This window comes from Serratia proteamaculans (assembly GCF_949794035.1).
In the GTDB taxonomy this organism is placed as follows: domain Bacteria; phylum Pseudomonadota; class Gammaproteobacteria; order Enterobacterales; family Enterobacteriaceae; genus Serratia; species Serratia proteamaculans.
The window spans coordinates 2,277,564-2,295,160 of record NZ_OX461105.1; the positions used below are offsets into that span (position 1 = coordinate 2,277,564).

Annotated in this window: 15 protein-coding genes; 5 read left to right on the forward strand and 10 right to left on the reverse strand. The window is 56.3% G+C overall.

All coding sequences use genetic code 11. The annotated features are described in order from the left end of the window. Positions 1-16: 16 nt before the first annotated feature. The 7 genes from QOT07_RS10715 to yebS all read right to left on the reverse strand — a co-directional run bounded on the left by QOT07_RS10715 (position 17) and on the right by yebS (position 8,081). On the reverse strand, positions 17-781 hold the full coding sequence (locus tag QOT07_RS10715; RefSeq protein WP_099065602.1) for a fimbrial biogenesis chaperone: 765 nt from the start codon (positions 779-781) through the stop codon (positions 17-19). Between the two features lie 26 nt (positions 782-807). Further along, positions 808-1,356, reverse strand: a complete 549-nt coding sequence (locus QOT07_RS10720) for a Csu type fimbrial protein (protein WP_261415938.1) — start codon at positions 1,354-1,356, stop codon at positions 808-810. 5 nt (positions 1,357-1,361) lie between these two features. Next, a complete protein-coding gene (locus QOT07_RS10725; RefSeq protein WP_099065604.1) occupies positions 1,362-1,865 on the reverse strand; it encodes a Csu type fimbrial protein in 504 nt (167 codons plus the stop codon). 2 nt (positions 1,866-1,867) lie between these two features. Next, entirely contained in the window at positions 1,868-2,407 is a 540-nt protein-coding gene (locus QOT07_RS10730; RefSeq protein WP_207980044.1) for a Csu type fimbrial protein, read from the reverse strand. 288 nt (positions 2,408-2,695) lie between these two features. Beyond that, positions 2,696-4,132 carry a 16S rRNA (cytosine(1407)-C(5))-methyltransferase RsmF gene (rsmF, locus tag QOT07_RS10735; RefSeq protein ID WP_283603083.1) on the reverse strand — a complete coding sequence of 479 codons (1,437 nt, stop codon included), beginning with the start codon at positions 4,130-4,132 and terminating at the stop codon, positions 2,696-2,698. A gap of 102 nt (positions 4,133-4,234) precedes the next feature. After that, the gene (locus tag QOT07_RS10740) at positions 4,235-6,865 is read right to left on the reverse strand and encodes a PqiB family protein (RefSeq protein ID WP_283604343.1); all 2,631 of its coding nucleotides are present in this window, start codon (positions 6,863-6,865) and stop codon (positions 4,235-4,237) included. Beyond that, on the reverse strand, positions 6,834-8,081 hold the full coding sequence (gene yebS / locus QOT07_RS10745; RefSeq protein ID WP_099065611.1) for a membrane integrity lipid transport subunit YebS: 1,248 nt from the start codon (positions 8,079-8,081) through the stop codon (positions 6,834-6,836). Before yebS ends, QOT07_RS10740 begins: the two co-directional genes overlap by 32 nt. A 246-nt stretch (positions 8,082-8,327) precedes the next feature. Between yebS and QOT07_RS10750 the strand changes: the two genes are divergently transcribed. From QOT07_RS10750 to htpX, 4 genes are all read left to right on the forward strand, one after another. Further along, positions 8,328-8,825 carry a GAF domain-containing protein gene (locus QOT07_RS10750; RefSeq protein WP_099065608.1) on the forward strand — a complete coding sequence of 166 codons (498 nt, stop codon included), beginning with the start codon at positions 8,328-8,330 and terminating at the stop codon, positions 8,823-8,825. A gap of 95 nt (positions 8,826-8,920) precedes the next feature. Then, complete coding sequence (gene proQ, locus QOT07_RS10755; protein WP_012144854.1) at positions 8,921-9,631, forward strand: RNA chaperone ProQ; 711 nt, start codon at positions 8,921-8,923, stop codon at positions 9,629-9,631. 19 nt (positions 9,632-9,650) lie between these two features. After that, a complete protein-coding gene (prc, locus tag QOT07_RS10760) occupies positions 9,651-11,687 on the forward strand; it encodes a carboxy terminal-processing peptidase (RefSeq protein ID WP_283603085.1) in 2,037 nt (678 codons plus the stop codon). Between the two features lie 298 nt (positions 11,688-11,985). After that, on the forward strand, positions 11,986-12,864 hold the full coding sequence (gene htpX, locus QOT07_RS10765) for a protease HtpX (RefSeq protein WP_012144856.1): 879 nt from the start codon (positions 11,986-11,988) through the stop codon (positions 12,862-12,864). Between the two features lie 40 nt (positions 12,865-12,904). On the opposite strand, the gene QOT07_RS10770 is transcribed toward htpX, so the two are convergent. Both QOT07_RS10770 and QOT07_RS10775 read right to left on the reverse strand, forming a co-directional pair. Next, positions 12,905-14,242 carry an IS4 family transposase gene (locus QOT07_RS10770; RefSeq protein WP_219017319.1) on the reverse strand — a complete coding sequence of 446 codons (1,338 nt, stop codon included), beginning with the start codon at positions 14,240-14,242 and terminating at the stop codon, positions 12,905-12,907. A gap of 110 nt (positions 14,243-14,352) precedes the next feature. Further along, complete coding sequence (locus QOT07_RS10775) at positions 14,353-15,747, reverse strand: MFS transporter (protein ID WP_283603086.1); 1,395 nt, start codon at positions 15,745-15,747, stop codon at positions 14,353-14,355. 230 nt (positions 15,748-15,977) lie between these two features. Between QOT07_RS10775 and kdgR the strand changes: the two genes are divergently transcribed. Then, entirely contained in the window at positions 15,978-16,769 is a 792-nt protein-coding gene (gene kdgR / locus QOT07_RS10780; protein WP_283603087.1) for a DNA-binding transcriptional regulator KdgR, read from the forward strand. A gap of 70 nt (positions 16,770-16,839) precedes the next feature. Here kdgR and phnR read toward each other — a convergent pair whose 3' ends face one another. Then, positions 16,840-17,559: a phosphonate utilization transcriptional regulator PhnR gene (gene phnR, locus QOT07_RS10785; protein WP_283603088.1), complete on the reverse strand. Its 720-nt coding sequence runs from the start codon at positions 17,557-17,559 to the stop codon at positions 16,840-16,842. Between the last annotated feature and the right edge of the window lie 38 nt (positions 17,560-17,597).

The window sequence follows — 17,597 nt, forward strand, 5'->3', positions numbered from 1 at the left end:
TAACGGCACATGTTGCTCAGTAAGCAGTCAGGGTGATCGGCTGCTTGTTGTCGTTGACCTTGGCCTGCAGTTGACCGCTGCTGAAACTGCCAGAAGCCGGTACCGCAAAGCGCATCTGCGAACCGGGCAACACGTAACCCATCAGGCCGGCATTGAGCGTTTTCCCCTGCATTGTGACTTTGGAGATACGCGCATGCACGATGCCCTGGTTACGTACCTCCAGCCAGCGCTGACTGCTTTGCTGCAACAGTCGGTAGCTGAGCTGCGGTTGGTTGGCGGAGGCGTAATCACGCGGTTTTTCTGAATCCTGTTTGGTCCAGACGCCTTTGCCGCTGACAAACAACGGCACCGAATAACGCATCTGGAATTTCAGCCCCATCTGAGCCCCATCGGGGGTAGATTGACTGCCTGAATCTTTCACCGGGACTTCATCAATCAGAATGCGGTAAGCGCGTTCCTGGCCGGCGGGGGGTGGGGTTTGTTTAACCAACCGGATTAATTGGCGTTTACCTGGCGCAATCGAGGCGACTGGCGGGCTGGCGATCACTTCACTTTGGTTGCTGTAATCGTCTTTACCGGCGGTCTGTTTCCAGCCGAGCACGCGCACTTGCATATAGACCGGTTTGCTGTCGCGGTTTTCCAGCCACAGCGCCGTTGCGGGTTGTTGATCTTCAATCACCGGATCGATAGGCCAAATCAGAATAGAGGCGGCGGCCAGCGCCTGTTGTTGGCCGACAATCAACAGCGCTGCCGTCAGTGACAGTCGTAAAGGTATGCGCATGGCTAAATCCTTGTTTATTCAAAATACTAATAAGTGACCGTCAGTAAGACCGTATCGCTGTAAGTGCCACTGGTGGGCAGGGTACTGGTCGAGAACAAACGGGCATAAACTTTTATTTCCTGAGTACTGCCGGTCGCGGCGACAATCTCGGTGGTGCCACCGTTACTGCCATCACCCCAAATGGTGGAATAGTTGCTGTCCTGGTAAAGCTGATAAATCAGGGTCTCGGGGGTCAGGGTATTTTTTAGTTTGCGTCCGGCGGAGATAGAACCGGTGACGTTATTGCCGATACCCAGCGCCAGCGTAACGCTCAGACCCGGATTGCAACGAAACAGCACTGAACCGGCCCCGGCGCTGGAAACGATGCTGATATTGCTGGCTAACGAAGAGATCTGACCAAAGTTGAGGCTGCCGAAGGTGGTGACATCGCTGCTGCCACTCCCCAGGATGCAGCCTTTCACCACCGTCGCGTTGACGGTCAGTGCCTGGGTCTTTTGCTGATCGTTGACGCCCGTGTCGCCCAGTACCGGCGGCGCCATCATCCAGAGCAATAAACCACCGCTTAAAATACGCATTGCCATTACCAATTGATGGTGACCTGCACGGTGTCGGTGTAGCTGCCGATCGGCGGGGTGGATTGCACCGGGATCATGCCGTACACCGGTAACCAGTTATCCTGGCCGTTGGCGGTTTGCGACACCCCGGTCAGGTTATCCCAGATGGTGCTGTGGGCGCTGCTGGTATACAGGTTGTAGTTCACCTGTTGTCCGGCAGCGCTTTTCAGGTAACGGGCAGCGGTGTTGCCGCTTTGCCCACCGTTAAGCAGGACGTTGTAGCTGGTGCCGTTGTTGCATTTGATGCGAATGGCGCCGGCATTTTGTTGCCCGGCGACGCTGACGCTGGTACTGAGGAAATAGACCGTACCGAAGTTAAGCGAACCGAAGCTGACATTGCCCCCCGAGCTGCTGCCGGCTTCGCAAGCCTTCAACAAGGTGGCGCTGACGCCAATGGTGGCCGTTTTGCTATCAGCATTCACCGCCAGGCTTAACGCCAGCAAGCCACAGCCCAAAACAACCTGCCGCACTGTTACCAGGTTACCGTCATCGTCACGGTATCGTTATAGGTATCAGGATCGGGTGTGGTGGCGGCGGCCGGGACACGACCGTAGACAATCAACGGAACCGCTGCGCCGGTGCCGGTGCCGGTCAATGCATTGGCACCGCTGGCCCAGGCGGTAGCGCGGGCCTGATCCTGGTAAAGGTTGTACTTGATCAAGGCACCTGCGGTGCTGGCCATTTGGCGCTGGTTACCGGCCGCCACGTGCAGACCGTCGTTCAGCGCCACGGTGTAGTCAGTACCTGTGGTACAGGTCAGCGACAGGGTACCTGCGCCGCCGGAACCGGTTGCGCTGGCGTCGATAATGTTGGACAGCGAAGAGTAGGTGCCGAAGCTAATGGCACCAAAGTCGTTGACGCTGCCGGCGCTGTTTCCGCCGCCCACCACGCAACCTGCGCCGATGGTCAGGGTTACCCCCAGGTTACCCTGAATAGTCCCTGCCGCGTTGGCGGCACCACTTGCACACAGCAAGGTGGCTGCCGAGGTCAATGCCATCAGAATTTTTTTCATATCTTTTTCCTTGCCGTGTAAAGGTGAGCCCCAAAAAACGCCATCCAGAAAAGGATAAACGCATTAATTTATTTACAGTTTAATTAATAGAATAAGAAGTCAGAAATGTCTTGGTAGGGGGCCGAAAATTTTCTTTATTTTTGAAAGATGTCGCTATCTTCCAAACAGAAGAGGGGATAATGCCGAGAGAGTAAAATGATTAGAATAATAATATTCGCCTGTCGGAATATTATTAGCGAAATTAACTGGCCGGAATTTTCCGGCCAGTTCCAACCCATGCGGATTGATTTACTGATGAAAATCCAACGTGCCATCGCGAACCAGTTCGCGCGGCAGGTTGTTTTTTATCCGGCTGCCGATGCGTTTGGCGATGCCTAACGGCTGTTGCTGATAGGTGACAATGCATTCATCGGTCAGCGGCGGCGGCTCTGGGTACAGGTCGCGACCGTGGAACCACTCTTGCGCTAATGCGGCGTCCAGCTCAAAACGCTGTTTGCCCTCGGCAACTGCCAGCGCGATAACCGCTTCGTGCTGCCAGCGGTAGCCCTTGGTGAAACGCTCGGCCAGTTTTATCCCGATACGCGAGAAACGCACCTTGTTGACCAGCGCTTCCAGCTCGGCAGGGAACAGCCAGATCTCTTTATCGCGTGCCCACAGGCGACTGGTTTCATCCCAGGCCAGTCCAGAGGCCGCTGCGGCCTGAGCGATCTCGGCGGAATCCTTGCCGGAAAGCGGGGTAAACGGGAATTTGCCCAACTTATAGCTTGGCTTCGCCAACGCGGTGACGGAGTGGTGCTTGCGCAACCGCGCCACAAAGAAGCCTTCGCTGTCGTAGATCTGTGGGAAGACGTGCAGGAAACCTTCAGCGGTTAACGCCCGCTCTGCGCCCGGGAACAGTTCACCCAGAGGTTCAATGCTTACCGCGTCGCCGTAGGTCGCCAGCAGCCCGTTGACGATCTGCTGGTTTTCCTGCGCGTTGAGCGTGCAGGTGGAGTAGACCATGACGCCACCCGGAGCCAGAGCATGGAAGGCGCTGTCGATCAGTTCACGCTGGGTGTCGGCGATGGCGGCTACGCTTGCCGGAGACCAGTTGCTCATGGCGTCCGGATCTTTACGCACCACGCCTTCACCGGAACAGGGGGCATCCAGCAAAATGGCGTCGAAGCTTTCCGGCAACGCCGCGCCGAACACCCGGCCGTCGAAGTGGGTCAGCGCCACGTTTTTCACGCCGCAGCGGCTGATGTTGGCGTGCAACACCTTGACCCGACTGGCGGAGTATTCATTGGCGACAATACCGCCCTGGTTGTTCATCAACGCCGCAATTTGGGTGGTTTTGGAGCCCGGCGCAGCGGCAACGTCCAGCACCCGGCGCGGCATTTCAGTCTCGGCGAACAGCGCACTGACTGGCAGCATCGAGCTGGCTTCCTGAATGTAAAACAGGCCGCTCAGGTGTTCTGCCGCGCTGCCCAGCCGCAGCTCTTCGTCCTTACGTTCGATCCAAAAGCCTTCCGCACACCAGGGGATCGGTTCCAATTGCCAGTCATAGTCCTGCACCAGCTCTTGAAAATCGGCAACGCTGATCTTCAGGGTATTGACCCGCAGGCTACGGCGCAGCGGGCGTTGGCAGGCAGCAATGAAATCGTCCATCGACAGGTCGGCGGGCATGATGGCGCGCGTCGCATCGAGAAAGGCGGGCGGCAAAAAAACGGAGGCAGGTTTGGCCACGGGGTGAGCTCTCTGGCAGCTATCAAAATAAGGGCGGGAGTTTACCACAAAGCGAGAAACAGTAGGGGCCCAGCATTGCTGAGCCCCTGAGGAGAGAAGAATTTACTCTTTAGGGATGGCGGTACCCCATTCTCGCCAGTCTTTTGGCTCTTCCGCATTCAGCATAAAGTGCTTGTGCGGCGTCGCCTTCGGTGCCAGCGGAATATTCGGTGGGGTGGCAAAAGCAATGCCGCCACGAATGAACTGCTGGAAGGTCCCGCTCTTGATCACACCGCCGGTCAGACCGAACTGCAGATTGTAGCCGGAAGCCAGCCAGAACACGCTGTTGTTACGCACCAGATATTGGTACTTCTTGCTGATGCGCAGCGCGACGTGGATGCGATCGGACATGGCGCCCAGATAGAAGCCGGTGACGGTGCCCACTTCCACACCGCGGAACAGCACCGGGGTGCCAATTTGCAGCGAGCCGGTTTCGGCGGCGTCGAGGATCACGCTCAGGCCGTCCTGATAGCGCGAGTCGGTAATAGTGGCTTCTTGCAGTTCAAAGTTGCGCAGCTCACGCCCACGACCCGGTTCCACATTAATGTATGGCTGCAACAGGGTGTCCAGGTTACTGACCCCGGCGGCGGAAATCTCCGGCGATACGATGGAGAAACGGCTGCCCAGACGCGCGAAGGTTTGCACGTATTCCGGGTACAGCACCGCCTTGACCAACACTTCATTACGCTCTGGCGCCAATTTGAGCGAATCCACCTGGCCGATATCGATGCCGAGATAACGCAGCGGCATGCCTGGCGACACTTTACTGGCGTCGTAGGTTTTCAGGGTTATCTGGCTACCCACCGCGCGGGCGGCGGTTTCTGTGGCGTACAGCATGCGTTTGGCGCCTTTGCTCAGCGTCACGCCCTGCAAATTATCGAAACTGATGGCCCCCTTCAGCGCCCGGTTAAGCGGTGAAGCCTGTACCGTCAGGCCGCTGCCGTTCAATTGCACCTTGGCACCGCCTTCGGCCCAGAAGATGCTTTCGTTGGTCAGCAGCTTGCGGTATTCCGGGCTGATATAGACATCCACTTCAAATTCGTTGGCCTTCGGACGAACGTTAACAATTTCGCCCACCTGGAATTTACGGTACAGCACCACCGAACCGGCCTGAACATCCGGCAGGCTGACGGCGTTCAGCGTCAGGGTTGGCGTTGGGCTGTTGCCGATAATACCGGCCTCGGCTTTTTCACTGTTGCTATACAGCGGATACTGGCCGACAGGTTCCCCCTTGCTGCCGGGGATAATACGCACGCCGCCGTCCAGCCACTCCTGTGCACTGGCCCCCAGCACTTCCATGCCGTCGAGGCCCAGTTTGACGTCGACCCGGCTGTTGACCACGAACTTGCTGTCTTTGTGCAGCAGGCGGCGATATTGCGCATCGATGGCGGCGGTAAAGACCACGCCGTTGTCCGTCAGGGCACGGCTCATTACCTGGCCGACTTTAACGCCATGCACCACCAACGGCTGACCGACGTCAATACCGTAACTTTGTGGCGCGTTCAGCGTCACGGTCAGCACGCCAGGTTGCTGCAACAGAGTCTCACTGCTATCCAGCACGTTGAAATGCTGTTGCGGTTCGCCGTCACCCGGCACCAGCTCCAGCGTATTGCCGGTGAGCAGTTGGCTGAGTTTGGCGTCGTTAAGGCTCAGGCGTGGGCTACGCATGACAATTCGCGTGCCGCTACGCATTAAATCTACCACCGACGGATCGATGGTCAGCTCACCGGTGACCTTGCTGTCCTGTTGTAGCGTCAGCTTGGTCAGGGTACCGACCTGCAGTCCCTGATAAATCAGCGGGGTGCGGTTTTCACTCAGGTTATTGCCGCTCGGCAAGTCCAGCGTAATGTTCACGCCGCGTTGGCTGTGTGCCAGATCCGGATACAGGGTATAGCTTTGATCGGCCTTGGCCTGCTGGCCCTCGAGCGGTGAGTCAAAAGCAATGGCGCCGTTGACCAACGCGGCCAGGCTTTCCATCTGCACCGAGGCACCCGCCAGGCTAAAATCACCCTTGAAGCCGGAGACGTTCCAAAAACGGCTGTTGCCCTTCACCAGATTGGCAAAGCGGCGGTCGATCAGTACGTCAATAGTGACGCCTTTATTGCCTTCGGCGATGGTGTAGTCATACACCTTGCCAACAGGGATCTTACGGTAATACACCAGCGAGCCGGTGTTGAGTGCGCCGAGATCGTCAGCATGCAGATGAATCATCAGTTCACCGGTATTCAGCCGGTACTTGGGCTGGGTATCGAGCGCGGTGAAGTGGGTTTTCGGCTGCCCGGTGCCCGGCATCATGCCGATGTAGTTGCCGCCCACCAGGGCATCCAGGCCAGATACGCCCGCCAACGAGGCTTTTGGCGTCACCAGCCAAAACTGGGTGCCGTCGCGCAGGGAGTCTTCCAGGTCGCTCTTGATGCTGACTTCAACCACAATGCTGCGCAGATCCTTGCTCAGGCTGATGCTCTGTACGGTACCGACTTCTACCCCCTGATAACGCACCGGGGTACGTCCGGCGACAATGCCCGCCGCGGACTGGAAATCAATGGTCACCGTGGTGCCGCGTTCCTGGAAATTGTTATAGACCAGCCACCCTGCGATCAGCAGGGCAATAAACGGCAGTAACCAGAATGGCGAAATACGGCGCTTGTTTCTGACCCGCGCTTCAGTCGGTGTATTCGGCGTTTCCTGTTGCATGTGCATCCCAAATCAATCGGCTATCCAGCCACTCTACGGCAAGAATAGTTAAAATAACCGCAGACCCAAAGTAAAAGGCTGCCGGCCCCATAGTAAAAGATAACAATTGGTCGCGATTCACCAGTGACATCATTAAGGCAATCACAAACAGATCGAGCATTGACCAACGGCCAATCCAGGTGACCAGACGCAGCAGGCGAATTCGCGTTTTCAGGCTGTGCGAGGTCTTGAAATGAATGCTGAACAGGAGGGTGATCAGCACAATGACCTTGGTAAAGGGCACCAGTACGCTGGCAATGAACACGATGGCGGCGATCGGCGCATTGCCGGAGGTCGCCAGCGAGACCACGCCAGAGAAGATGGTGTCTTCCATTCGTGCGCCGTTGGCGTAAATAATGGAGATCGGCATCAGGTTGGCCGGGATCAGCAAAATCATCGCCGCAATCAGCGCCGCCCAGGTTTTTTGCAGGCTGTAGGGCTGTCGGTGACACATCGGAATATGGCAACGCGGACAGCGGCCACGTTCATCTGGGTAGCCGGTAAAGTGGCACGACAGGCAGATATGCAGCGCTGTCGGTGGGCCTTCTGGTTGTTCCTGCGGATAATAGCGCTCCCACAATTGTTCCAGATTGACGTGGATCAGCGTCAGGATGCTGAGCAGGGTGAGCGACAGGTAGGCGATCAGCGCACTGCCGGCCTGAATATCCGCATATTCTTTAACTTTGATGGTCGCCACCGCCATGCCGATCAGGTAAATATCGAGCATGACCCACTCTTTCAATCGATCCAGCATCAGCAGCACCGGGCGCAGGTTCATGCCCAGCGCATGGCCGAAACGCAGGTAAAGCAGCGACAGCGCCAGCGTCAGTGGGGCGCCAATAGTGCAAAACGCCACCATGCTGGCGGTGAGAGGATCCCCCTGGTGGCTCATCTGCCAGATGCCTTCCAGCAGGCTGGCGTCAATGCGCACCCCCAGCAAGCGGATGCTGATCAGCGGCTCGCTGAAAGCGAAGGGCATCAGCAACAGCATGGTGACCGCCATGGCGGTCAGGCGAGTCATCGACCAGTCACGGCCACTCACGATCTTGGCATCGCAGCGCGGGCAGTAGGCCGCCTGCTTACCGCTCAGGGGCGGCAACACAAACAGCAGGTCGCATTCGCAACAGCGTTGGTGACGTGCTTTGGATAGCGGACCGGTGATCGCGTGTATTTTCATCATGACAAAAGCTGCCCCAGAGCTCGCCGTATTCGATTAGCGTAGCTGAAAAATAAATCTGTCTGTACCTTATAAGGCCAAGCACCGGACGGCAAAACAGGGTTTCCGACCGGCAAACATACCTCGCCCGGTAGGGTTTTGTGAAGCAACAGATGATTAACCTTGTGGCTATACGCATTTAATGCTTATTTTATAGGGCTTAAGACTCGGGCTAGTGGCCATCTTCACTGTATTAATGGTTAACAAATGACAAAAGAACAATTCTACGCGGAATTAAAACGTGATTTATGCGCGCTGCTTGACGGCGAAACCCACTTTATCGCCGCGTTGTCCAACGCCAGTGCGTTGATCAACGAGCGTCTTGACGACGTCAACTGGGCCGGCTTCTATCTGATGGATGGAGCACAATTGGTGCTGGGTCCGTTCCAGGGAAAAATCGCCTGCGTGCGTATTCCGGTCGGCAAGGGAGTGTGTGGTACCGCAGTGGCAGAGAATCGCGTGCAGCGCGTTGGCGATGTCCATGAGTTCCCCGGTCATATCGCCTGTGACGCGGCCAGTAATGCAGAAATTGTGCTGCCGCTCAATGTTGGCGGTCAGATTATCGGCGTTCTCGATATCGACAGCACAGTTTATCAACGTTTCGACGAACAGGACGAAAGGGGCCTGGAAGCAGTGGTGGCGGGGCTTTGCGCGCAGCTGGAACAGTGTGATAGTGCGAAATATGTCACTGTGGCAGCAAGTTGATCTACGGTTAACGTGGCATTTACCGATGGCGTCATTATAATGACGCCTGTTCATGCCTGCGCTGGTTGGCAAACCCGTTGTAATCAGGAAATTTCATGGAAAATCAACCTAAGTTGAACTCTAGTAAAGAAGTCATTGCTTTTCTTGCCGAGCGTTTTCCGCTCTGCTTTAGCGCCGAGGGCGAAGCTCGCCCGTTGAAAATCGGTATTTTTCAGGATCTGGTCGAGCGTGTTCAGGGGGAAGAAAACCTAAGCAAAACGCAATTGCGTTCTGCACTGCGCCTGTACACCTCAAGCTGGCGTTACCTGTACGGTGTCAAAGTTGGCGCCCAGCGCGTCGATTTGGACGGTAACCCGTGCGGTGAGCTGGAACAGCAGCATGTCGATCATGCCCGTCAACAGCTTGAAGAAGCAAAAGCGCGAGTTCAGGCACAGCGTGCCGAGCAAAACGCCAAAAAACGTGAAGCTGCCGGTGAATCAGCCGCTGCGGAACCTCGTCGTCCACGTCCAGCCGGTAAAAAACCTGCTGCACGTCGCGAAGGCGGAGCCGCACCGGAAAACCGCAAGCCGCGCCCACAAACTCGCCCACAGCCCGCTCGCCAACCTCGTGAAGTCAAAGAGGAAAGCCAGCAGCGTCGTGTGCCAGTCACGGATATCTCTAAACTGCAAATTGGCCAAGAAATCAAAGTCAGAGCAGGCCAGAGTGCGATGGATGCAACCGTACTTGAAATCGCCAAAGATGGCGTACGTGTGCAGCTCTCTTCCGGTCTGGCGATGATTGTGCGCGCAGAACACTTGCAGTTCTGATACGGAGGCCAACCAAGGCATGAACAAATTTGTCAGATTAACAGCAGTCGCGGGTCTGTTGTGGGCGGGTGTCAGTTACGGAGCGGAACCAGCCAACATCCGCATCGATCAACTGCCTCAGCTTCAGCAGGAACCGCAACATGCAACGGTGAGTGAGCGCGTAACTTCGCGCTTCACTCGCTCTCATTACCGTCAGTTTGCCCTCGACGCGGACTTTTCAGGCAAGATCTTCGATCGCTACCTGAATATGTTGGACTACAGCCATAACGTGCTGCTGGCCTCCGACGTGGCGCAATTCGCCAACAAGCGCAATCAGCTGGGCGAAGAGCTGAAAAGCGGTAAGCTGGATACGCCATACGCGCTGTACAATCTGGCGCAGAAACGCCGTTTTGAGCGTTATACCTATGCATTGTCGCTGCTGGAAAAGCCAATGAGCTTCACCGGCAACGACACTATCGATCTCGACCGCAGCAAAGCGCCGTGGCCGAAAGACAAGACCGAACTGGACGCGCTGTGGAACGCTAAAGTCAAATATGACGAGCTGAACCTCAAGCTGACCGGCAAGACCGACAAGGAAATCCGTGAAACGCTGACCAAACGCTATCAGTTCGCCATCAAGCGCCTGACACAAAGCAACAGCGAAGACGTTTTCCAGCTGGCGATGAATGCCTTTGCGCATGAAATCGACCCGCATACCAACTATCTCTCCCCACGTAACACCGAACAGTTCAATACCGAGATGAGCCTGTCACTGGAAGGTATCGGTGCGGTGTTGCAGATGGATGACGATTACACCCTGATCAACTCCATGGTGCCAGGTGGCCCGGCGGCGAAGAGCAAGGCGATCACCGTGGGTGACCGTATTGTCGGCGTTGGCCAGGCGGGCAAACCTGTGGTCGATGTGATCGGCTGGCGTCTGGACGACGTGGTTTCCCTGATTAAAGGGCCGAAGGGCAGCAAGGTGCGCCTGGAAATCCTGCCGGCCGGCAAGGGCACCAAAACCCGGGTGGTCACATTGACCCGCGAGCGTATCCGTCTGGAAGACCGCGCGGTGAAAATGACCATCAAGACCGTCGGTAAAGAGAAAGTCGCGGTGATGGACATCCCGGGCTTCTACGTTGGCCTGACCGATGATGTGAAAGTGCAGTTGCAGAAGATGGCCAAGCAGAACGTCAAGAGCCTGATCATCGATCTGCGCACTAACGGCGGCGGCGCACTGACCGAAGCGGTATCGCTGTCCGGCCTGTTCATTCCTAGCGGCCCGGTAGTGCAGGTGCGTGATAACAACGGCAAAGTACGCGAAGACGCGGACACCGACGGCGTGACCTATTACAAGGGACCGCTGGTGGTACTGGTTGACCGTTTCAGCGCCTCGGCTTCCGAGATCTTTGCCGCTGCGATGCAAGACTATGGTCGTGCACTGATTGTCGGTGAACCGACCTTCGGGAAAGGCACCGTGCAGCAGTATCGCTCGCTGAACCGCATTTACGATCAGATGCTGCGTCCGGAGTGGCCGGCGTTGGGCTCGGTGCAATACACCATTCAGAAGTTCTACCGTGTTAATGGCGGCAGTACCCAACGTAAGGGTGTTACCCCGGATATCCTGATGCCAAGCGGTGTCGATCCGGCGGAAACCGGTGAAGCGTTTGAAGATAACGCCATGCCGTGGGACAGCATCAATGCGGCGACCTACACCAAAACCGGTGATCTGAAGCCGTTCGATCCTGAGCTGTTGAAAGACCATGAGCAGCGTATCGCCAAGGATCCGGAGTTCCAGTACATCGCGCAGGATATTGCTCATTACAAGGCGCTGAAGGACAAGCGTAACATCGTCTCACTCAACCTTGCCCAGCGCGAGAAAGAGAACCACGACGATGACGCTACCCGTCTGCAACGCGTTAATGATCGCCTGCAGCGCGCCGGTAAGAAGCCGCTGAAGGCACTGGACGATTTGCCGAAGGATTACCAGGAGCCAGACCCATACCTGGATGAAACCGTGCACATCGCCCTGGATCTGGCGCACCTTGAACAGGCGCAGCCGGCGGCGGCGAAATAACGCAGCCGAATATCAGTAAATATCAGTAAATGAAAAACGCACCCTAGGGTGCGTTTTTTAATGGGCGCTCCGGAGGAAGTTGAATAATCCACACCGTTAATTTTACGCAAAAAATACCCACCGTTTTGCGCAACAATCGTTTACAATTTGAAAAGTATTGCTTGAGCGCCGTTTTTGTAAAGTTTCGTATTTTTAGTAGGTTAATGGCGTGCAACTCTTGAAACTGTGACGAATGCCCATACCATCTAGGGTATCCGAGGCAGCGTTTTGTTAACATTTATGAGGAAGTAAACATTTTATGATGCGTATAGCTCTGTTCCTGCTCACCAACCTGGCGGTGATGTTGGTTTTCGGGCTGGTGCTCAGCCTGACAGGAATCCAATCCAGTAGCGTTCAGGGCCTGATGATCATGGCCGGTCTGTTCGGCTTCGGCGGTTCGTTTGTCTCATTGCTGATGTCCAAATGGATGGCGCTGCGCTCCGTAGGCGGGGAAGTGATTGAACAGCCGCGTAACGAGACCGAAAACTGGCTGCTGGAAACGGTCCGCCGTCAGTCGCAGCAGGCAGGCATTGCCATGCCGCAGGTGGCTATTTATCACGCACCAGACATTAACGCCTTCGCCACCGGTGCGCGCCGTAATGCGTCGCTGGTCGCCGTCAGCACCGGTTTGCTGCAAAGCATGAGCCGTGACGAAGCGGAAGCGGTTATTGCCCACGAAATCAGCCACGTTGCCAACGGCGACATGGTCACCATGACGCTGATTCAGGGCATCGTGAACACCTTCGTGATCTTTATCTCGCGGCTGATCGCACAGGCGGCCGCCGGCTTCCTGGGCAACCGTGACGGCGAAGGGGAAGGCAACGGCAACCCGATGATTTATTTCGGCGTGTCGATGGTACTGGAGCTGGTCTTCGGCATCCTGGCCAGCATTATCACCATGTGGTTCTCGCGTCACCGTGAGTTCTATGCCGACGCAGGTTCCGCCAAACTGGTGGGTCGCGAGAAGATGATTGCTGCGTTGCAACGGCTGAAAACCAGCTATGAACCGCAGGAAGCGGGCAACATGATGGCGTTCTGCATCAACGGCAAATCCAAGTCGTTCAGCGAACTGTTCATGTCGCACCCGCCGCTCGATAAACGTATCGAAGCGCTGCGCTCAGGTCAGTATCTGAAGTAACCCTGAGAACGTTAAAAACCCCGGCTCGCCGCAATGCCGTTCACTTAAGTGGTGAGGCATAACGATTCACCGGATAACGGGTTTTTGATATCTTAACCGCCCTCGGCCTTGATGGTCGGGGGCGTTTTGTTATGAACATCGCCTCCAAACTCCCCCTCAGGTGCATCAGCCGTTTCGGTATCGTTCCGGGGGATACCGTATTACCCAGCACTATCAGTTCCGTCGCTATTACCCCAAAAGCAAATTTAAAACTCATCTCCGACGGCGCTCTTTTATATTGTTTTGCCGTCAGCGCCGCTTCCCGCCTGATAAGGTTGTAAGCCAGCAGCAACCCCCACACTTCCTGATGCAGCAACTCCACTTTGCGGCTTCTCAGCACCATCGCATTACTCTGCAGGCTGCTTTTGATATTGCGAAAACCCACTTCGATTTCCCATCGGGAATGATAAAGCTCCGCCACCGCTTTGGCCGGATAACGATCCGCCGGCAATGAAGTCAGCACGGTTTTCTCCACACCGCCGATATCGTAACTGACCGCCCGGGCATACCAGGACTCAGGAAGGGCCGGGTTTTGCTTTCGAGCCTGCGCAGAGACTTTCATTTTTAGCAGACGGTCGCCCGCTCCGTAGCTTTCCTGCACGTCTGCGACCATCCCTTTGCGGGCAGGCAGTAGCCAGTGGCGATTTTCGCCGCCATGGTTCACCCCTGTCAGTAAATCCGCACTAAAAAATAGCTTATCAAACAGGGTGATGGAGTTATCCGGTAACGCCTTAATCAGGTCATGTGCCAACCGGGTCTCGCTACACCGGTAAGGCCCGGTGACCGCATCCAGCAGAACATGACTGCTCAGGTTCATCAACGCCACCAGACGCATCACCGGAAAAGGACTCTGTCGGTCTGTAGAGGTGTTACTGGAACCAAAATGCGCACGAAGTTCCGGTTCATCGGGCGTACGCAGTTGTGCACCGTCGACGGCAAAGAGCTGCAATCCTCTCCAGTCATCTTTGGGATAGCGTTCAGTCCCCCAGGTTCGTGCTGTCTGGCGAAACAGCCATTCAACAGGGGCAGCACCGACACGCTGGCGTGCCTGTGTAATGGCGCTGCGTGCCAGAAGCTGCGTGCCGGCTTCGCCATCGGCACTGAGGTTAAGGCGGCGGACAATATCGGTAATGGGCTCATTACGAAAGAAGGCCATACAAACGACCATCCAGACCACCATGTCCCCGGGCAGGCGGCGGCGTCTGACGGTGGCATGGGTAGACAGAGAAAGGCAATGCTGGAGCCATTCAACAGGAAGATGTTCAGCAAAAATCTGCGCAGAAGGTGGCGGTAACAAAGGCTGGTCGCTAAAACTGAGCAGGTCATCGAGAAGTGGCATAAGAAAACGGCTCCCTGTAATGGAAGCCGTTATATTGCCGCAGATTAAGGATCGGTCAACCGATCCTTAACTGATCGGCATTGCGGCTTGCCGGGGTTTTTTTATGTCTGCTATTTGGCGGGGCGGCTGCTTTCTACCTGTTGTTCCCGTGGTTGGGTAATGCGCAGGCTGCTGACCACCGCTGCCAGCGTGGCAAAACTGCCGGCCAGGATCAGCGAGGCGTGGGTGCCGGAGGTGGGGAACAGGTTGAACATCAATGCCACCAAGGCGGCACCGGAGGTTTGTCCCAACAGCCGTGCGGTACCCAGCATGCCGCTGGCACCCCCGCTACGGTTACGCGGGGCAGCGGAAATAATAGTGTGGTTATTCGGTGACTGGAACAAGCCAAAGCCCGCGCCGCACAGCACCATGCGCCAGATGATATCCAGATCCGACGGGTTATGCGGCAGCAGCGCCAGCAGGAACAGCCCCAGTGCAAATACCGCCAGGCCGATACAGCCCAACAAACCGGCATGGATGCGCTCCACCAGTCGTCCTGCCAGCGGCGCCATGACGATAATCGCCAAAGGCCAGGGGGTCAGCAGCAAGCCGGTGGCGACCTCATCACGGCCCAGCGTGCTTTGCAGGAAGAACGGCAGCGACACCATGGCCAGCATCTGCGCGGCGAATGAACAAACGGAGGTGCCCATCGACAGGGCGAAAATCGGGATGCGCAGCAGGTCTACCGGCAGCAATGGGAACTCCTGACGCAACTGGCGACGGACAAAGAAGAAGCCAATCACCAGCAGCGCAGCGATTTCGCCGAAAATCAGCGTCAGGCTTTGGCCCTGAGCGAAGCCGCTGATGGCGGTGATCAACAGTCCGAAGGTCAGGGCGTTCATCACGGCGCTGGTCGGATCAAAGCGTTGATTGGAGCTTTTCTGGCTATTGCCGGGCAGGTACTTCATTCCCAATAACAATGCGACGATACCAATCGGCAGATTGATGGCGAACAGCCATTGCCAGGAAGCGACTGACAGGATCGCCGCCGCTACCGTGGGGCCGGCGGCCGAGGAAAAGGCGACAATCAGCGAGTTAATGCCCATGCCGCGGCCGAGAAAACGCTGCGGATAGATAATGCGGATCAGGGCGGTGTTAACGCTCATGATGGCGGCTGCGCCAAAGCCTTGCAGCACGCGGGCGATGGTCAGCGTTGTCAACGAGTCGGACAGGGCGCAGAACAGCGAGGTAATGCTGAATACCAACAGGCCGGCCTGATAGATACGGCGATAGCCAATCAGGTCGCCCAGCGAGGCCAGTGACAGCAACGAAATGGTGATGGCCAACTGGTAGGCGTTAACCACCCAGATGGAACTGGCCGGGCTGGCGTTCAGATCGCGGGCGATGGTCGGCAGGGCCACGTTGGCAATCGCGCCGTCCAGCACTGAAACGGTAATGCCCAGGGCAATGGCGAGGATTGCCCCATAGCGTTGCGGGACGGGCAGGCCGTCAGTACAAGAACGCATGTTGATCTCGAAGGTATTAATCCGGGGGAGTATTAACATGCTAATCATATTCGTCTGCGATTGCATCCACAGTTTCCCGCGCAATTGTAATAACCGATGAGAACACCGCGCCCAATACGTTCTTCAGGCATTTATCCCCGGGGCAGATTGCGTGGCCTTTGAGGTACCGCGTATACTGAAACCCTTGTTCAAATTTCTTAAAACAGAAAATGCCAGGTGGGATATTGACTATGGTTAACGCAGATCCAAATAAACAACCGGATGCGGTTTCGTCCGTGCTGAAAGTATTCGGTATCTTGCAGGCGCTGGGCGAGGAACGCGAGATCGGCATTACTGAGCTTTCCCAACGGGTGATGATGTCCAAAAGCACCGTCTACCGTTTTTTGCAGACCATGAAGTCATTGGGCTATGTGTCGCAGGAAGGCGAGTCGGAAAAATATGCGCTCACGCTCAAGCTGTTTGAACTGGGTGCCAAGTCGCTGCAGAGCGTCGATCTGATCCGCAGCGCTGATATCCAAATGCGCGAACTGTCGAATCACACCCGTGAAGCCATACACCTCGGGGCGCTGGATGAAGACAGCATTGTCTATATCCATAAAATTGATGCCATGTATAACCTGCGCATGTATTCGCGCATCGGTCGTCGCAACCCGCTGCACAGCACTGCGATCGGTAAAGTGCTGCTGGCCTGGCGTGACCGGGCTGAAGTGGAAAAAATCCTGTCGCAAATTGAGTTTACCCGCAGCACCCCGAACACCCTGACCGACGCCGCGGCGCTGTTATCGCTGTTGGATCAGGTGCGTGAGCAGGGCGTGGGTGAAGATATAGAGGAGCAGGAGGAAGGGCTGCGCTGTATCGCGGTGCCGGTGTTTGACCGTTTCGGCATGGTGACCGCCGGCCTGAGCATTTCATTCCCCTCCATTCGTTATTCTGAAGACGCCAGAGCGGATTACGTCAAACGTCTGCATGCCGCCGCGCGCAACATTTCTGAGCAAATGGGTTACCACCACTATCCATTCTGATCCCATTTTTCGCCATTAAAAGGCGTTGCCAGACACGGGCAGCGCCTTTTTTTGGTCTATACCAAGAGATTTACAACGTATCCACTTCAATGCGCAGGCTGTCGTGGCGCCAGTACTCGATATCAAAGTCGAGAATGTGACCATGCTGATCGTAATTCAGCCGGCGCAGCAGCAGTGCAGGCAAGCCAACCATGGCACCCAGAGCACTAGCGGCGTGGTAGGGCAAGGCGGTTGGGTAAAACGACAGGTGCATTTTGCGGTAGATCAGCGCGTAGTGTTGCTGATAAATCTCGGTCAGGCTGCCGTTGAGATCCTGCTTGAGCAGGTCCGGCACCCGTTGTGGCAGGCAGTGGTTTTCGCAGTAGCAAATCGCCCGCCCGTCGGCATGGCGTACGCGGCGCAGCAGATAGATTTGATCAAACGGCTCCAGGGCCAGCGGCTGTATCACGTCGAGCGGCACCGTGGTTTTTTCAGCGGATAACAATTCGGTACGCGGCGTGCGTCCCTGCTCCAGACACAATCGGTGAAAGTTGGTGTTCTGTGTTGGATCCAGCCACAGCCGTTCCGGTGTCACAAACCAGCCCCGGCGGTCGGCGCGATAAATGGCACCGGTGGCTTCCAGCTGTGCCAGGCTTTCACGGACCGTCACGCGGGTGGTGGAAAAAATGGCGCACAGCTCACGCTCAGAAGGCAGCTTGTCACCCACCTGTAGCGCACCCTGGCTGATGCGCGCCTGTAACTGATCCTTGATTTGCAGGTAGTGGGGCATCTCGCCCTGATGTGGTTTCATCTCATCTCGCTATGGCATTTCGGCACGCGCCCATTATA